This window comes from Streptomyces sp. NPDC126499 (assembly GCF_040302485.1).
Lineage (GTDB): Bacteria > Actinomycetota > Actinomycetes > Streptomycetales > Streptomycetaceae > Streptomyces.
The window spans coordinates 284,605-301,929 of the sequence record NZ_JBEOUO010000005.1 but is presented as its reverse complement, the minus strand read 5'-3'; the positions used below and the strand labels follow the sequence as shown (position 1 = coordinate 301,929).

Below are 17,325 nucleotides of genomic sequence, written 5' to 3'. Positions count from 1 at the left end.
TGGTCCCGGGGGTCAGACGTTACGGAAGCGGTTGATGGCGTCGATGTGCTTCGCGCGCATCTCCGGGTCGCGGACTCCGAGGCCCTCCTGCGGGGCGAGGGCGAGCACGCCGACCTTGCCCTGGTGCAGGTTGCGGTGGACGTCGTAGGCGGCCTGGCCGGTCTCCTCCAGGGAGTAGACCTTGGAGAGGGTGGGGTGGATCTTGCCCTTGGCGATCAGGCGGTTGGCCTCCCACGCCTCGCGGTAGTTGGCGAAGTGCGAGCCGATGATGCGCTTCAGGGACATCCACAGGTAGCGGTTGTCGTACTGGTGCATGTAGCCGGAGGTCGAGGCGCAGGTGGTGATGGTGCCGCCCTTGCGGGTGACGTAGACCGAGGCGCCGAAGGTCTCGCGGCCGGGGTGCTCGAAGACGATGTCGATGTCCTCGCCGCCGGTCAGCTCGCGGATCTTCGACCCGAAGCGCTTCCACTCCTTCGGGTCCTGGGTCTGCTCGTCCTTCCAGAACTTGTAGCCCTCGGCGTTGCGGTCGATGACCGCCTCGGCGCCCATGGAGCGGCAGATGTCGGCCTTCTCCGGGGAGGAGACGACGCAGATCGGGTTGGCGCCGCCGGCCAGCGCGAACTGGGTGGCGTACGAGCCGAGGCCACCGCTCGCGCCCCAGATGAGCACGTTGTCGCCCTGCTTCATGCCGGCGCCGTTGCGGGAGACCAGCTGGCGGTACGCGGTCGAGTTCACCAGGCCCGGCGCCGCGGCCTCCTCCCAGCTGAGGTGGTCGGGCTTCGGCATCAGCTGGTTGGACTTGACGAGGGCGATCTCGGCGAGTCCGCCGAAGTTGGTCTCGAAGCCCCAGATGCGCTGCTCGGGGTCGAGCATCGTGTCGTTGTGGCCGTCCGAGGACTCCAGCTCGACCGAGAGGCAGTGCGCGACGACCTCGTCGCCGGGCTTCCACGAGTTCACACCGGGGCCGGTGCGCAGGACGACGCCCGCGAGGTCGGAGCCGATGATGTGGTACGGCAGGTCGTGGCGCTTGGTGAGCTCGGACAGGCGGCCGTAGCGCTCCAGGAAGCCGAAGGTCGACACCGGCTCGAAGATCGAGGTCCAGACCGAGTTGTAGTTCACGGAGCTCGCCATGACGGCGACCAGGGCCTCGCCCGGGCCGAGCTCGGGCAGCGGGACGTCGTCCAGGTGGAGCGACTTGCGGGGGTCCTTGTCGCGGCTCTCGAGCCCGGCGAACATCTCGGTCTCGTCCTTGTGGACGGTCACGGCGCGGTACGACTCGGGGAGCTTGATGTTGGCGAAGTCGGCCGAGGTGGAGTCGGGCGACTGGATCGCGTCCAGGATGTCCTTCACGGGATGCCTCCGGCGGTGCGGCGCCCACGGGGCGCGCTGAGGGTTACGTCGGGGTTGCTTTGCTGTGGAGGTGTGCCGTCGGTTCGGCGCGGTGGTGCGGTGGCGGCGCCGTGGCTCCGCTTCGCTCCGCCTTTGCTCGTGACAAAGGCTCTGAGGAAGCAAAGCAGTGGCGCGAGGTTGCCTGTGACGCAGGCGCCCGGGCGCACAAGCAGGATCGCTCGTGGGGACAGCCGGCGCGCGAGGAGTCCTCGGCGCGCCGACCGCCCGGACGACATCAACGTATGGCACGCCGTGTCACCTGACAAGGCACTGCGTGCCAACATTTTCACTCAGATGCGATCCGCGCGCTACAGATGAGCGATGATCGATCGATGCGGCCCGGTAAACCCGTCTGACCAGGGACCATTCGGACGGACGGGCCGGTCAGGGGGAGTGACGAACGGCTCAGGGCGACGGGGAGTGGCGGGAGCGTGGCCGGGGCGGCCGGCGGCCGGTGCGGGGGGCGGCCGGTGCGGGCGGGGGCGCCGGGCGGATGCCGGCGCGGGCGTGGTGCCCGTCGGAGGCCCGCGCGGGCGCAGTCGCGTGGGCGGTGTCGGGCCGAGGCCGGTGCGCGGGCAGCCGCGTGGGCGGTTTCGGGCGGCGCGCCAGTACGAGTACGGGGCAGGGCACGCGGTGCCGTACGGGTGAAGGGACGGCGCGGGTACGGCCGGGGGCGGGTCCGGGCCGGCCGGGGCGGCGCGCGGCCGGGGGCGGGTCCGGGCGGGGCCGGGGCCCGAGGGCGCGGGCGCGCGGGGGCACCGGACGGCCCTCGGGTCGCCGGGGCGGGTGGCCGAGGCGGCGACCGCCGCGCCGGGCCTCAGCGCTTCTTGAGGGCTTCCTCGATGGTCCGCACGACCTCGTCCAGCGGGGCGTCGGAGCGCATCACCGTGACCACGACGTCGGTGCCGGGGGAGACCGAGGCGACCGCCGCCGGCTCCTCGGCGGCGGCACCGGCCCCGGCGGCCACCGTGCCGGACTTGCGGCCGGCGCCTATGCCCGAGCCGAAGGTCTCCCGGACGATGGCGAACGCGTGGTCGAGCTGGGCCTCCACGTCGCCCTGCCCACCCGCCCGCAGCCAGCGGCGCAGGACGTGGTTGTGGGCGGTGACCACGGCCGAGGCCGCCACCTCGGCGAGCAGCGGGTCGTCGTTGCCGTCGTGGTGGTCCCGCTCGTCGAAGTGGCCGAGCAGATAGCGGGTGAAGAGGCGCTCGTAGCGGGCCACCGAGGCGATCTCGCGCTCGCGCAGCGTCGGCACCTCACGGGTCAGCCGGTACCGCTCGACGGAGACCGCGGGCGAACCCGCGTACATCTTCATGACCTCCTTGATGCCCCGGCACACCGTGTCGAGCGGATGCTCGTGCGGCGGCGCCGCGTTGAGGACCGCCTCGGCCCGGACCAGGGTGTCGTCGTGGTCCGGGAAGATCGCCTCTTCCTTGGAACGGAAGTGGCGGAAGAAGGTCCGGCGCGCCACCCCGGCCGCCGCCGCGATCTCGTCGACGGTGGTGGCCTCGTAGCCCTTGGTGGCGAAGAGCTCCATGGCCGCGGCGGCCAGTTCCCGGCGCATCTTCAGCCGCTGAGCGGCGGCACGGGTCCCCGCCGGGCTCTCCTGAGCGTCGGGCGTGGACGTGGCACGGGGTGTCTTCGCGGCCTTGGACATGTCCCGAACGTACTGCATCGGAGCGGGAGTGTGCCCAGGTGGGGGAGGGGAGACCGGCCCGGCACCCGCGGCGCCGGACCGGCTGAGCAGCCCTCCCCACCCCCCGCGGGGCCCGGCCCCGGCCTCAGCGGCGGGCATATTCGCGGAAGCCGCGCCCCGTCTTGCGGCCGAGGCAGCCGGCGGCCACCAAGTGCTCCAGGAGCGGCGCCGGGGCGAGGCCCGGGTCGCGGAACTCGCGGTGCAGCACCTTCTCGATGGCGAGCGAGACGTCCAGGCCGACCACGTCGAGGAGCTCGAACGGCCCCATCGGGTAGCCGCCGCCCAGCTTCATCGCCGTGTCGATGTCGTCCAGGGAGGCGTAGTGCTCCTGGACCATCTTGATCGCGTTGTTCAGGTACGGGAACAGCAGGGCGTTCACGATGAAGCCGGCCCGGTCGCCGCAGTCCACCGGGTGCTTCCTGATCTTCGCGGTGACCTCGCGGACGGTGGCGTGGACGTCGTCGGCGGTCAGCACCGTACGGACGATCTCCACCAGCTTCATCGCGGGCGCCGGGTTGAAGAAGTGCATGCCGATGACGTCCTGCGGCCGCGAGGTGGCCCTGGCGCAGGCGACCACCGGCAGCGAGGAGGTCGTGGTGGCGAGCACCGCGCCCGGCTTGCAGATCTTGTCGAGGCGGGCGAACAGGTCCTGCTTGATCTCCAGGTCCTCGGCGACCGCCTCGACCGCCAGGTCCACCTCGGCGAAGGCGTCGAGCGAGCCGGCCGGGACGATCCGGGCCAGCGTCTCGTCCCGCGCCTCGCCGGTCATCCGGCCCTTGTCGACGGAGCGGGCCAGGGACTTCGCGATCCGGGCCTTGGCGGTGTCGGCCTTCTCCTGCGAGCGGGCGGCGAGGACGACGTCGTAACCGGCCTTGGCGAAGACCTCGGCGATGCCGGAGGCCATGGTGCCGGAGCCGGCGACGCCGACCGAGCGCACCTCGCGGCCCTGGGCGGTGGCCGCGGCCTCCAGCGGGGTGAGCGCGTCGCGGACGACGACGGCCGAGCCGGGAGCCTCGTACGTGTAGAAGCCGCGGCCGGACTTGCGGCCGGTCAGCCCCGCCTCGCTGAGCTGCTTGAGGATGGGGGCGGGCGCGTGCAGGCGGTCGTGCGAGGCCGCGTACATGGCCTCAAGGACGGTGCGGGCGGTGTCGATGCCGATCAGGTCGAGCAGCGCGAGGGGGCCCATCGGCAGGCCGCAGCCGAGCCGCATCGCCGCGTCGATGTCCTCGCGGGAGGCGTACTTGGCCTCGTACATGGCGGCGGCCTGGTTCAGGTAGCCGAAGAGCAGGCCGTCGGCGACGAAACCGGGCCGGTCGCCGACCGCCACGGTCTCCTTGCCGAGCTCCTGGGCCAGACGGGTGACGGCGTCGACGGCCTGCGGGGCGGTCAGGACCGAGGAGACCACCTCGACCAGCTTCATCGCCTGGACCGGAGCGAAGAAGTGCAGCCCGAGCACGCGCTCGGGGTGCGCCGAGTCGGCGGCGAGCCGGGTGACCGACAGGGCGTTGGTGCCGGTGGCCAGGATCGTCTCGGGCCGGACGATCCCGTCCAGGGCCCGGAAGACCTCCTGCTTCGTCTCGTACGACTCGGGGACGACCTCGATGACGAGATCGGCCTCGGCGGCGGCCTGGAGGTCGGAGAAGGTGCGGAAACGGGCGAGGACGTCCTGCCGCTCCTCCTCCGTGATGCGCTCGCGGGCCACCGCGCGGGCGGTGGAGGCCTCCAGGGCGGCGACGGCCCGGGCCGCCGCGCTCTCGCTGATGTCGATGCCGATGACCTCACGGCCGGCCCGTGCGAGGACATCGGCGATACCCGTGCCCATGGTGCCGAGACCGACGACGGCGATGGTGGAGAGAGGGGTGTCCATCAGGGGACTCCTGGGAGGAAGAGTGACGACTGAGGGCAGGAGGCGGTGCCGCGGCGCGAGGCCGCGGCGGTGCGTTCCTGCGGCGATGCGGTCCTGCGTGCTGCCGCTGCGCACGGTGTGTGCGTACGCGGCGGTGCGGTGCTGCGGTGCAGTGCCGCGAATGGCCCCGTCAGAAGCGGGCACGCGTCGCGCGAAAGCGCGATGAGGGAAAGGGCGACGGACTCTGTCCCGGAGTCACGCCGAAAACTGCCGAACCGAACAACTCTCACGACGGCTGCGTCACCAGGCCGTTGCGAGATGCGGGGGTAGCCCGCTCACCTGAGATTAACCGGTGGGTAACGAGCGCGCCAGTCCCGGGAAGTTGAACCGAATGTGATCTGGATCGCGGATAGGCTCCGCCCCATGAATTTCGCCGAGGACCCCGAATTCTGCTCGATGATCGATCGATTGCGGGAAGAGATCCGGAATACCGGGGAAGAGGTTCCCGCGGATTTCGGCAAACTCCTCGGACCGCTCGGCGCGGAGGAACTCCACCACGTCCTCACCGCGCCCGGGCGGCCGCTCTGGGCCCGCGAGATCGCCGCCTTCCGGCTCGGCCTCGCCGGCGACCCGCGCGCCTTCGAAGCCCTCGTCCTCCTCCTCAACCACCGCGACCCGGAACGCTGCGTCTGTGCCGCCTACGCCCTCACCCGGCTGGGAGACCCGCGCACCGCCCGCGCCGCCGCCGCCCTCGCCACCAACGAACTCCGCGTCGCCTACGCCCTCGTGCCGGTCCGTCTGCTGGCCCGGCTGCGCGCCCCGGAGAGCGTGCCCGCGCTCGTCACCGTCCTGGAGCGCCGCCTTGCGGCCGGCGATCCGCACTGGCGCGTCGGCCTGGCCTGCGTGGAGGGCCTGGCCGCCCTCGCCGACCCGCGCGCTCGCCCGGTGCTGGAGGCGGCGCTGCCGCACCCGCGATTCGGAGGAGCGGCGAGGGAGGCGCTGGGACGGCTGGACGCGTAGCCGGGTACGGCACGGCCACCATCCCCGTACGGCACCTGTTCCGTACGGCCCCTGTTCCGCACGGCACCTGATCGCGGGCCGCCCGGACGGGCTCGACGCCCCGGGCCTGCCTGCGGCACGGGGCGTCGGGGTGTCGGGGCGGCCGAGAGGAGATGGCGGGTCCGGGCCGACGGGCTGTCCCGGTGCGGGGCCGGGGCCGGCAGCGCGTACGGGGTCAGGCCGTCGTCTCCACCGGGACCGGGCGCGGGGTCTCCTGGTGGACGACGCGCCGGCGCCGGGAGGGCAGGCCCGCCGTCGGGTGAGCGACGCCCCAGGCCGCTCCCTTGCAGATCAGCTCCTTGTAGAGGGCGGCCAGGCGACCCGTCAGGGCCCGTTCCACCGGCCGGTCGTCGGCCGTGACGAACTGGATCAGACCCTCCTTGCGGCCGAGCGACACGCACTGCTGGAAGTAGCGGATGGAGACCTGGGGGACCTTCGCCCCGGCGAGGCGGGCGGCGATGGCGTCGGCGGCCTGCCAGGCCATGGGGACGCCCGAGGCGCAGGACATGCGCAGCGGCTTGCCGTTCGGGCCGATCGCCATCGCGGCGTCGCCGACGGCGTACACCTCCGGGTGGGAGACCGACCGCATCGTGCCGTCGACCACGATCTGACCGCGGTCGGTCACCTCCAGAGAGGTGGCCCGGGCGATCGGGCGGACGGCGAAGCCGGTCGTCCAGACCGTGGCGTCGGACGGGATCCGCAGGCCGTCGGCCGTCGTCACGCCGTCCGCCGCCACGGCGGTGACCGAGGTGTGCTCGTGGACCGTGATGCCGAGACCGTCCACCACCTTCCGCAGGTGGGCGCGGCCCTTCGCCGAGAGCCAGTCGCCCAGGGTGCCGCGCACTGCGAGGGCGACGTCGAGATCCGGGCGGGCCTCGGCGATCTCGGTCGCCGCCTCCAGGCCGGTCAGACCGCCGCCGACCACCAGCACGGGCCGGCCTGCGTCCAGGGCCGCCAGCCGCTCCCGCAGACGCAGGGCGCCGGGCCGGCCGGCGACATCGTGGGCGTGCTCGGCGACGCCGGGGACGCCACCGTCGTTCCAGCCGCTGCCGAGGGCGTAGACCAGCGTGTCGTACGCCAGTTCCTCCCGCTCCGGGCCGTACGAGGCGGTGTCGCGGCCGTACGCGGTCGTGACCGTCACCGTCCTGCGGTCCACGTCCACGGCGTCGACCTTCGCGAGCTTCAGCTGCACGCCCGTGCCGTCGAACATCTCGCCGAACGGACGGGGCGCGAGCTCCTGACCGGCCGCCACCTGGTGCAGCCGCACGCGCTCGACGAAGTCGGGCTCGGGGTTGACGAGGGTGATGGTGACGTCCTCGCGGTGCAGCCGCCGGGCGAGACGGCCGGCCGCGACGGCTCCGGTGTAGCCGGCTCCGAGGACGACGATGCGGTGCTGCATGTCCTGCTCCTGTCTGCGAGGGTTCCGCCGCTGTCTTGCGCGGTTTCGCCCCTTGAACCGGACAGCCCGGCGTTTCCTGACAGGATCAGGATGTGAAGCACGTCACATTGGCCAGACGTGCGGTCAGAGGGTGAGGAGCGGGGCGTCCGCGCGCCCCTCGGCGGCCCACCGCTGCGTCGCGCGGACGAGCTTGTCGGGGTTGACCTGGCTGCGGACCGCGGCGATGGTGCCGTCCTCGGTGACCTCCAGGCAGGTGACGCCCACGACCCGGCCGTCGACGACCGCCACGAGGGCGGGCTCGCCGTTGGCGGTCGTGGCGTAGAGGTCGGGCGCGCCGCCGACGTAGGCCCGCTTTGCGTCGCTGGGCTTGAACAGGCCGCGCAGGAAGGTGGCGACCGCCTTCGCGCCCTCGAACGCCTTGGCGCGCGCCGGGACCTTCCCGCCGCCGTCGCCGATCGAGACGGCGTCCTGGGTGAGCAGTCGTACGAGGGGTTCGGTACGGCCGCTGGTCGCCGCGGCCAGGAACTCCTCGATGATCCTGCGGGCGGCCGCCTCGTCGATCTCGGAGCGCGCCTTGCCGTCCGCGACGTGCTTCTTGGCCCGGTGGAAGATCTGCTGGCTGGCGGACTCGGTGATGTCGAGGATCTCGGCGATCTCCCGGTGCGGGTAGTCGAAGGCCTCGCGCAGCACGTACACCGCCCGCTCGTTGGGGGACAGGCGCTCGAGGAGGACGAGCACGGCATACGACACGGACTCGCGCTGCTCGGCGGTGTCGGCCGGACCGAGCATCGGGTCCCCGGCGAGCAGCGGCTCGGGGAGCCACTGCCCCACGTACGTCTCGCGCCGTGCGCGCGCCGAAGTCAGCTGGTTGAGGCAGAAGTTGGTGAGGGCCTTCGTCAACCAGGCCTCGGGCACCTCGATCCGCTCGACATCGGCCGCCTGCCAGCGCAGATACGTCTCCTGCACGGCGTCCTCCGCCTCGCTCGCCGAGCCGAGCAACCGGTAGGCGATGGCCTCCAGCCGGGGCCGGGCAGCCTCGAACCGGTCGACGTCACTCGTGAGCAGGGCCATGCGCGCGATCCTAGCCGCCCGGGGAGAACGGGGCACCGGTGTCCCCCGTCGACGACGGCCGGCGTCCGCTCCGGGTGCCGACGCCGTCCCGGCGGCGTGGAGACCGGTCGCGCTCCCTGTGCCTGCGAGGTGTCCGGCGGGTCACGGGTCGTCCGTCCGGTCCTGTCCGCATGCGCCCGGGAAGGGGGCGGGCGGACCATGTGCTCATGTCGCATCAGGACCCGCAGCCCGGCTGGGGCGCCCCGCCGCCCGGCCAGGGAGGGCCGCCCCCGCCCCGCAGACGCAGCACCGGAAAGATCATCGGCTTCTCCTGTCTCGGCGTGCTCGCGCTCGTCGTCGTGCTGATCATCGCCGTCGTCGCTATCGGCGGAGACGACGACGAACCGGACCGGACCCCGACGAGCCCCGCCGCGACGCGTGAGACGCGCGCCTCCGAGAGGCCGCAGGAAGAGGGCCCCGAAGGAGACGTGAGGATCACCGCGTGTGCGGTGGACTCGGCCACGAAATGGGCCGACGCGGAGCTGCTGATCACGAACCGGTCCAGCAAGACCAGCAACTACCTCGTGCAGGTCGAATTCGTCGATGCCTCCGGCAGGCGCCTGGACGAGGCGACCGCGGCCACGAGCAACCTGGCTCCCGGGCAGCAGTCGAAGGTGACGGCGCAGGGACTGGCGCAGATCACCGCCAAGATCACCTGCCGGATCACGGACGTGACCCGCTACGCGTCCTGAGCCTCGTCCGGTGAGACCGTGACGCCGTCCTGGAGGGCGTCACGGTCCTCGGGTATGAGCGCGAACGCCTCGATCTCGACGAGGATTTCGGGCCGCACCAGGGCGGCCACCTGCACCGCCGAGCTTGCCGGGAGCGGAAGCGGGCCGAAGGCGGCGTCACGGGCCTCGCGGATGGCGGGCAGGTGCGCCATGTCCGTGACGAAGTAGGTCAGCTTCACGACGTCCTCGAAGCCCGCGCCGGCCGCGGCCAGGCAGTGGCCGAGGTTCTCGAAGACCCGGTGGGCCTGTGCCGCCGGGTCGCCGGTGCCGACGACGGCGCCCGAGGCGTCCAGGGCGATCTGGCCGGACACGGCCACGAAGCGGCCGGTGCCCCAGACGACATGGCTGTACTGCGGGCTCGGCGCGAGGCCCTCCGGGGCGGACACATGGGTCAGGTGCGTGCTCATGGCTCACATCCTGACCCATGCCACTGACAGTCCGGCCGGCCCCCCGCCCGCCTGTGGAAAACTCACCACCGGGTCCGGCCCGGCCCCGGGCGGGGCCGGGCGGCCGCCTCAGCGCACGTGGCCGAGCAGCCCGTGCAGCGTGGCGCCGGCCGGCGGGACCGCGCCCCGCACCGAGGCCGTCCTCGCGGCCTTCGCCGTCTCCGCCGCCCCGCCGCCCGTCTTGGCGGGCTTCGATTGCGGCTTCGGCTCGGGCTTCGGCTCCGGCGTCGTCTCGCAGACCGCGTCCGCCTCCGCACCCGCCTCCCCGCGCGGCACCTCACCGGTGGCGAGGTACGCGGCGAGGTGCTCGTCCATGCAGTCGTTGCCGGCCAGCGTCACACCGTGGTTGCCGCCGCCCTGCTCGACGACCAGGCTGGAGCCGCGCACCATCCGGTGCAGCGCGACCCCGCCCTCGTACGGCGTGGCGGCGTCGTCGGTGGCCTGGAGGATCAGCATCGGCGGCACCCGGTCGTTGGTCACGTCCGGCGGTGTCAGCGAGTCGACCGGCCAGAAGGCACACGGCGCGTTGTACCAGGCGTTGTTCCAGGTGGAGAACGGGGCCTTGGCGTGCACGCTCCAGTTGTCCTTGCGCCACACGTTCCAGTCGCGCGGCCAGGCGGCGTCCCGGCACTGGACGCTCGTGTAGACCGAGTAGCCGTTCTCGCCGGCGCTGTCCGCGGCGCCGTGGTCCTCGTACGCCTTCACCAGCGGTGCGCTGTCGCGGTCGTTGACGTACGCGGCGAACGCCGCCGCGAGCCGGGGCCAGTAGCCGTTGTAGTAGCCGCCCGGCAGGAAGGTGTCCTCCAGCTCGCCCGGCCCGACCTTGCCGCCCGCCGGAGCGGTCCGCAGCTCCTCGCGCATCCGGTACCAGGCGGCCTCGACGACCGCAGGGTCGGCGCCGAGGCGGTAGTCGGCGTCATGGCGGGCCACCCAGGCCATGAAGTCCTTGTGGCGGGTGTCGAAGGCGTAGTCCTGGGCGATGTTGTCCTCGTACCAGACGCCGTGCGGGTTGACGACGGAGTCCAGGGCGAAACGGCGCACCCGGTCGGGGAACAGCCGCGCGTACACGGCGCCGAGGTAGGTGCCGTAGGAGTAGCCGAGGTAGTTCACCTTCGGTGCGCCGACGGCGGCACGGATGGCGTCCAGGTCGCGGGCGGTGGAGACGGTGTCGATGTACGGCAGGACGTCGGCGTACTTCTCGCCGCAGGCCTTGGCGAAGGCCTGGGCGCGCTCGACGCCCGCCCGCTCGCTCTCGGCCCCGCTGGGCACCGAGTCCGGGCGGACCGGGTCGAAGTGACCGGGGCGGCAGTTCAGCGCGGGCTCGCTCCTGCCGACACCGCGCGGGTCGAAGCCGATCACGTCGTACTGCGCGGCGACCTTCGCGGGCAGCGCGGCCGCCACGTATCCCGCCATCCCGCGTCCGCTGCCACCCGGACCGCCGGGGTTCACCAGGAGCGGGCCCTGGTGGTTCCTCGCCGTGTGCGGGACCCGGGTCAGGGCCAGGGAGATCGTCCGCCCGGTGGGGTCGTCGTGGTTCAGCGGCACCTTCAGCGTCGAGCACTGGAGCTTCGGGTACGCCTTGGTGCCGCAGTCCTTCCAGGCGAGCGGGCTCACGGGGCGGACGGCCGGCTCAGGCCCGGCGGCGGGGGAGGCCTCCGCGGACGCGGGCAGGACGGTGACCGTCCCGGCGACCAGCGCCCCAGCGGCGATCAGCATTCCTGCGCGTGGGTTCATACGGCGTGCGTGCCCCGCGGGCGGTGCGAAAGGAACTCCTGCGGCGAGAGTTGACCCGTTCGGAGGAGGTGACACGACGTCAAGGGGGTGGCCGGGCAGGCCGCCGTGAGGTCGGCGGTGCCGGTGCCGGTGCCGGTGCCGGTGCCGGTGCCGGTGCCGGCGGCGGTCGGCGCCGTCACCGGCTCACAGCAGGGTGAGCTGCTCGGGCTCCACCGCGCGCGCGTGGTGGTCGGGTACGGGAGTGGCGCGATGCGCACCGCGCCCGGCGGGCCCCATGCCGAACTCGGCCGCGAGCTCGTGCACCTGACGGGTGATCCGGCGCTGGTACCAGGTGGGTGCGTAGGCGCCGGCCGCGTACATCCGCTCGTAGCGCCCGACCAGCTCCGGGTGGTGGCGGCGCAGCCAGGTGAAGAACCACTCGCGGGCGCCGGGCCGCAGGTGCAGCACGAGCGGGGTGACGGAGGTCGCGCCCGCCTCGGCGACGGCGCGGACCGTGGCCCGCAGCTGCTCGGGCCGGTCACCGAGGAAGGGCACCACCGGGGCCATCAGGACCCCGCAGCCGATGCCGTGGCCGGCGAGGGTCCGTACGACGTCCAGGCGCCGCTCGGGGGAGGGGGTGCCGGGCTCGATGGTGCGCCACAGCTCCTGGTCGGTGAAGCCGACGGAGACGGAGACGCCCACCTCGGTGACCTCGGCGGCCTGCCGCAGCAGGTCCAGGTCGCGCAGGATCAGGGTGCCCTTGGTGAGGATCGAGAACGGGTTGGCGTGGTCGCGCAGGGCCTCGAGGATGCCCGGCATCAGCCGGTAGCGGCCCTCCGCCCTCTGATAGCAGTCGACATTGGTGCCCATGGCGATGTGGGCGCCCTGCCAGCGGCGCGAGGCGAGCTGTCCGCGCAGCAGCTCCGGCGCGTTCACCTTGACGACGATCTGCGAGTCGAAGCCGATCCCCGTGTCGAGATCCAGATAGCTGTGGGTCTTGCGGGCGAAGCAGTACACGCACGCGTGCGTGCAGCCGCGGTACGGGTTGACCGTCCATTCGAACGGCATGCGGGAGGCGCCCGGCACCCGGTTCACGATCGAGCGGGCCCGCACCTCGTGGAAGGTGATCCCGCGGAACTCGGGCGTGTCGAAGACGCGCGTGGTGACCGCGTCCCTGCCGAACAGCGCGATGTCGGCGGGGACGGCGGGAGTGTCGGCCAGATGGTCCCAGCGCATGGTCGCCTCCTCGGTGACGGGTGGTCCCAGATTAGAACACATGTTCCCTTGATCGCCGCAACCCGGATTTTGGGCCCCGGCGCCCAGGTGGTTGGCTTGGGCCACATCCCGAGACACCAAGCTGGAGGAAGTGCAATGGCGCAGGTCGAGGCCACGACGGAGCGGATCATCGCCGCCGACGCGGAGACGGTGTTCGACACCCTCGCCGACTACAGCGGCACGCGCGGGAAGCTGCTCCCCGAGCACTTCAGCGAGTACGAGGTCCGCGAGGGCGGCGACGGCGAGGGCACCCTGGTCCACTGGAAGCTCCAGGCCACCAGCAAGCGCGTCCGCGACTGCCTCCTGGAGGTCACCGAACCCACCGACGGCCAGCTCGTCGAGAAGGACCGCAACTCCTCCATGGTCACCACCTGGACCGTCACCCCGGCCGGTGAGGGCAGGTCCAAGGCCGTCGTCACCACCGTCTGGAACGGCGCCGGCGGCATCGGCGGCTTCTTCGAGCGCGCCTTCGCCCCCAAGGGCCTCGCCCGCATCTACGACGCGGTGCTCGCCAACCTCGCCGCCGAGGTCGAGAAGTAGACAGCTCGCCCTCGCGAGCGACCACCGGAAGTAGCCTCGGGAAACCGGAACCCGGAAGTAACGCCCGGACCCGTCACCGATTCGAGTGGTTTCCCCGCGACCCCCGCAAGAGCGCCCGGCGCACTCAGGGGTCGCGGGCCCTCACGTAAACGCCCTGATGAGCGCCCCAAGTGCGCCGTCCCCCAGGGCTGTTCGATTCCCCCCGCCCCACCTGCCCCTCGTACCGCCCGACTTGCTCCCGCTTCGCGCCCAATGCGAAGAATGGCGCGCGCAGACGCCGGAAGCAGACGCCGGGACGAGGGGAGCAGCACGTGGGTGCGATCACGGCCGTGAAGGCCGCCGAAGCCGGCAGGGACGGCGAGGCCGCCGAGGGCGGCGAAGGCCGGGCGGCGCTCCTCGCCGCGGACCGGCCCGGCGGCACCCCGCCACCGGCCGAACCGGAACAGAGCCTCGATCCGCGCCGCGTCCGGCTCGTCTTTGGCGGACTCATGCTCGCGCTGCTCCTCGCCGCGCTGGAGCAGATGATCGTCGCCACCGCCCTCCCGAAGATCGTCGGCGAGCTCCAGGGCCTCGACCGCATGTCCTGGGCGATCACCGCCTACCTGCTGACCGCCACCATCGGTCTGCCGATCTACGGAAAGCTCGGCGACCTCCTCGGCCGCAAGAGCGTCTTCCTCTTCGCGATCGTCGTCTTCGTCATCGGCTCCGGCCTGGCCGGCTGGTCACGCACCATGGACCAGCTCATCGCCTTCCGCGCCCTCCAGGGCGCCGGAGCCGGCGGACTCATGATCGGCGTCCAGGCGATCATCGCCGACATCGTCCCCTCCCGGGAACGCGGCCGCTACATGGGCCTCATCGGCGCCGCCTTCGGACTCGCCTCCGTCGCCGGGCCCCTGCTCGGCGGCTTCTTCACCGACCACGTCTCCTGGCGCTGGTGCTTCTACTTCAACGTGCCCTTCGGCCTCGTCACCCTCGCCGTCGTCGCCGTCGTCCTCAAGCTCCCCAAGCCCACCGCCCGCGCCCGCTTCGACGTCCTCGGCGCCCTGCTGCTCGCCGCCGCCTCCACCTGCCTGGTGCTGCTCACCAGTTGGGGCGGCACCGAACACGCCTGGGGGTCCCGGGTCATCCTCGGACTCGGCTGCGGCGCCGCCGCCGCGACCGTGCTCTTCCTCGTCGTCGAGCGCTTCGCACCCGAACCCCTCATCCCCCTGCGCCTGTTCCGCGACTCCGTCTTCACCGTCACCAGCCTCGTCGGCGCGGTCATCGGCATCGCCCTCTTCGGCGCCGCCAGCTACCTGCCCACCTTCCTGCAGATGGTCGAGGGCGCCACCGCCACCGAATCCGGCCTCCTGATGCTGCCGCTCATGGGCGGCATCGTCATCGCGTCGATCGTCTCCGGCCACCTCATCACCCGCACCGGCCACTACAAGGTCTACCCGGTCCTCGGCGGCGCCGTCTCCACCCTCGGCATGTGGCTGCTCTCCCGCATGGACACCGACACGCCGCGCCTGACGCACAGCCTCTGGCAGGCCGTCCTCGGCGTCGGCATCGGCCTCGTCATGCCGGTCCTCGTGCTCGCCGTGCAGAACTCCGTACGCCCCGCCGACCTCGGCACCGCCACCAGCGCCCACAACTACTTCCGCCAGATCGGCGGCAGCGTCGGCGCCGCCGTCTTCGGCACCCTCTTCGCCGCCCGCCTCGACGACGCCCTCGCCGAGCGGCTGCCCCGGGACGGCGCCGCCGCGCTCCCGCCGGCCGACTCGATCACCCCGCAGACGGTCCACGCGCTGCCACCCGCGCTGCGCGACGCGTTCGTCCACGCCTACGCGGACGCGATGCCCCGGATCTTCCTCTACCTCGTGCCGGTCCTCGTGCTCGGCCTCGTCCTCGCCTTCTTCCTCAAGGAGAAACCGCTGGTGTCCCACCACACCCCCGCCACCGAGGCCCCCACGACCGCCGTTCCGCACGCCCGCGCGGGAGCCGCCCCCACCGCCGCCCCGCTGCCCGCCGGGGTCCCCGTCTGCGGCAGCGTCCAGCACCACGACGGAAGTTGCGTGCCCCGGGCCGCGCTCACCCTCATCGACGTCCAGGGCCGGCAGATCGGCCGCGGCGCGAGCGGCGACGACGGCCGGTACGCGCTGAGCGTGCCGGGCTCCGGCTCGTACGTCCTGATCGCCGCCGCCGGCGGCCACCAGCCGCAGGCCGTCTCCGTCACCGTGGGGGAGCGCCCGGTCGAACTGGACGTCGTCCTCGGCGGCGCGGGCCGCCTCGCCGGCACCGTCCACACCGCCGACGGCACCCCCGTCCGGGACGCGGCCGTCACCCTCACCGACGTCCGCGGCGAGGTCGTCGCCTCCACCCGCAGCGGACGCGAGGGGGGATACGTGATCGGCGAGCTGGTCGCCGGCGAGTACACCCTGGCCGCCAGCGCCCCCGCCTTCCGCCCCGCCGCCCTCCCGGTCAGCGTGCAGTCCTCCCGCGAGACCCGCCAGGACATCGAACTGGCCGGCGGCGCGGTCCTCCGCGGAACGGTACGGGCGGGCGGCGGCCGCCCCGTCGAGGACGCCCGCGTCACCCTCCTCGACGCGGCGGGCAACGTCGTCGACACCCTCACCACGGGCCCCGACGGCACCTTCCGCTTCGTGGACCTCTCCTCCGGCGAATACACGGTCATCGCCGCCGGCTACCCCCCGGTCGCCACGGTCCTCCACCTCGCGGGCGGCGGCCGCACGGAGCGCGACCTGCAACTGGGACACGAGGACTGAGGGGGGCGGCCGGGGGAGGGCCATCGGGGCGGGGCGAGGCTTGGGTCCGTGCGGCCGGGGTACGCCTGCCCGGCGCCGCCACCGGCCTGAAGGCCCGCACCCTCGGCCTGCGGGCCGGGCCCGTACGGATCGGCCTCGGTCGCCCCCGTACGGATCCGCCTCGGGCCGGTCCCGTACGAAGCGGCCACCGGCTCCCGGCCCCGCCCGCCGCAGCCCGGCCGCCAAGCCGCGGCGCCGGCGCCGCCGCCCCCGCCGCCGCCTCAGTGCGCGGCGGTCGCCTTGCGCAGGGCGCTGATGCAGGCGCCGATCGCCTCCTGCAGGGCCTCCAGGCGCTGGAGCATGTCCTCCTCGACGACGTCCTCCTCCAGGACCTCGTCGAGCGTCAGCTCCTCGAAGACCTTCGTCGCCTTCTGCAGGCTGTTGTAGAACTTCGTCCGGCGCTCCTGGACCCGCAGCGCCGGGTCCGCGTCGACCGCCTGGGCGACCATCGACCGCACCGTGTCGTAGGCCTCGCCGGCCCACTCGCCGGCCTCCTCCGAGTCGTCGAGTTCGTCGATGAGCGACAGGTGCCGCTCGGCCTCCGCGCGCAGCTCCGGCGGGGCCTCGACGGTCTGGCCCGCGGGCGTGCGGATCCGGCCGCCCTCGGCGATCTGCCGTACGTACTCGATCCGGTCGGCGGCCTTCGCCTCCTGCGCGACCGCCTTCTTCAGCTCGCCGGTGCGCGCGATGGCCCGCGCCATCTCGGTCTGCAGCGCCGGGTCCTCCTTCATCCGGTCAAGGAGGGCGCCGCGCGCCGCCTCGGCCGTACCGGGGTCGGCGAGGATCGCGGCCCGCAGCGCGGTCGGGTTCTCGGCGACCTCCAGCGCCTTCGTCGGCTTGATGCCCTCCGCCTCGGCCGCCGCGGTGATCGCGTGGCCGCGCACGGACGTGGCGCTGGAGCGGGAGGAGTAGTACGACAGCCAGACGTCGGCCTCGGGCAGCTCGACGTCCTCGCCGGGCACCAGGGCCTCGAACTGCGGCACCAGGCCGTCGTCCGCGGCCATGTCCCAGGCCTTGTAGTAGCGCATGACCCGCTCGGGCGAGCAGCCGGCGAGCTCCGCGAACGCCTTCGCCGACACCTTCTCGGAGCCCTCCGCCGCCTGCCCGCCGGGCCGGACGCTCCGGGCCACCTTCAGCGCGAACGCCCAGCCGCCCGTCCTCGCGTACACCCCGAAGTCACGGGCGTCGCGGACCACGGCCTCCGCGACGGCCTCGGCGGCGGGTTCGATCCAGGTGTCGGTCTCGACCGGAGCGAGCGAGGTGGTCACCGAGAGTCTCCTCAAAGGGGTGAGCGGGGCGGGAATGTGCGCCGGTAAG

Annotated in this window: 13 protein-coding genes; 4 read left to right on the top strand and 9 right to left on the bottom strand. The window is 73.0% G+C overall.

The window, feature by feature from the left end:
* Positions 1–12 precede the first annotated feature (12 nt).
* The 3 genes from ccrA to ABTZ91_RS09875 all read right to left on the bottom strand — a co-directional run bounded on the left by ccrA (position 13) and on the right by ABTZ91_RS09875 (position 4,952).
* A complete protein-coding gene (gene ccrA, locus ABTZ91_RS09885) occupies positions 13–1,350 on the bottom strand; it encodes a crotonyl-CoA carboxylase/reductase (protein ID WP_352076624.1) in 1,338 nt (445 codons plus the stop codon).
* An 856-nt stretch (positions 1,351–2,206) separates the two neighbouring features.
* A complete protein-coding gene (locus tag ABTZ91_RS09880; protein WP_352076623.1) occupies positions 2,207–3,046 on the bottom strand; it encodes a TetR family transcriptional regulator in 840 nt (279 codons plus the stop codon).
* 124 nt (positions 3,047–3,170) lie between these two features.
* A complete protein-coding gene (locus ABTZ91_RS09875; protein ID WP_352076622.1) occupies positions 3,171–4,952 on the bottom strand; it encodes a 3-hydroxybutyryl-CoA dehydrogenase in 1,782 nt (593 codons plus the stop codon).
* 402 nt (positions 4,953–5,354) lie between these two features.
* Between ABTZ91_RS09875 and ABTZ91_RS09870 the strand changes: the two genes are divergently transcribed.
* Entirely contained in the window at positions 5,355–5,951 is a 597-nt protein-coding gene (locus ABTZ91_RS09870; protein ID WP_352076621.1) for a HEAT repeat domain-containing protein, read from the top strand.
* Positions 5,952–6,165: 214 nt separating this feature from the next.
* Here ABTZ91_RS09870 and ABTZ91_RS09865 read toward each other — a convergent pair whose 3' ends face one another.
* Positions 6,166–7,389: an FAD-dependent oxidoreductase gene (locus tag ABTZ91_RS09865; protein ID WP_352076620.1), complete on the bottom strand. Its 1,224-nt coding sequence runs from the start codon at positions 7,387–7,389 to the stop codon at positions 6,166–6,168.
* A gap of 123 nt (positions 7,390–7,512) precedes the next feature.
* Positions 7,513–8,460 (bottom strand): RNA polymerase sigma factor SigJ, encoded by a 948-nt coding sequence (gene sigJ, locus ABTZ91_RS09860; RefSeq protein ID WP_352076619.1) that lies wholly within the window; start codon positions 8,458–8,460, stop codon positions 7,513–7,515.
* Positions 8,461–8,666: 206 nt separating this feature from the next.
* On the opposite strand from sigJ, the gene ABTZ91_RS09855 reads away from it, so the two are divergent.
* On the top strand, positions 8,667–9,191 hold the full coding sequence (locus ABTZ91_RS09855) for an FxLYD domain-containing protein (protein WP_352076618.1): 525 nt from the start codon (positions 8,667–8,669) through the stop codon (positions 9,189–9,191).
* On the opposite strand, the gene ABTZ91_RS09850 is transcribed toward ABTZ91_RS09855, so the two are convergent.
* From ABTZ91_RS09850 to ABTZ91_RS09840, 3 genes are all read right to left on the bottom strand, one after another.
* Positions 9,179–9,637 (bottom strand): RidA family protein, encoded by a 459-nt coding sequence (locus ABTZ91_RS09850; RefSeq protein ID WP_352076617.1) that lies wholly within the window; start codon positions 9,635–9,637, stop codon positions 9,179–9,181. The genes ABTZ91_RS09855 and ABTZ91_RS09850 overlap by 13 nt on opposite strands.
* A gap of 108 nt (positions 9,638–9,745) precedes the next feature.
* Positions 9,746–11,410 (bottom strand): alpha/beta hydrolase, encoded by a 1,665-nt coding sequence (locus ABTZ91_RS09845; RefSeq protein ID WP_352076616.1) that lies wholly within the window; start codon positions 11,408–11,410, stop codon positions 9,746–9,748.
* Positions 11,411–11,593: 183 nt separating this feature from the next.
* Positions 11,594–12,625, bottom strand: coding sequence for an Rv2578c family radical SAM protein (locus tag ABTZ91_RS09840; protein WP_352076615.1), 1,032 nt, complete (start codon positions 12,623–12,625; stop codon positions 11,594–11,596).
* 135 nt (positions 12,626–12,760) lie between these two features.
* Here ABTZ91_RS09840 and ABTZ91_RS09835 point away from each other — a divergent pair, with 135 nt between their 5' ends.
* Entirely contained in the window at positions 12,761–13,204 is a 444-nt protein-coding gene (locus ABTZ91_RS09835; protein WP_352076614.1) for an SRPBCC family protein, read from the top strand.
* Positions 13,205–13,524: 320 nt separating this feature from the next.
* Positions 13,525–15,969 (top strand): MFS transporter, encoded by a 2,445-nt coding sequence (locus tag ABTZ91_RS09830; RefSeq protein WP_407077932.1) that lies wholly within the window; start codon positions 13,525–13,527, stop codon positions 15,967–15,969.
* A gap of 260 nt (positions 15,970–16,229) precedes the next feature.
* Here the strand turns inward: ABTZ91_RS09830 and ABTZ91_RS09825 are convergent, their stop codons facing one another.
* Positions 16,230–17,276, bottom strand: coding sequence for a hypothetical protein (locus tag ABTZ91_RS09825; protein WP_352076612.1), 1,047 nt, complete (start codon positions 17,274–17,276; stop codon positions 16,230–16,232).
* Positions 17,277–17,325: the final 49 nt, after the last annotated feature.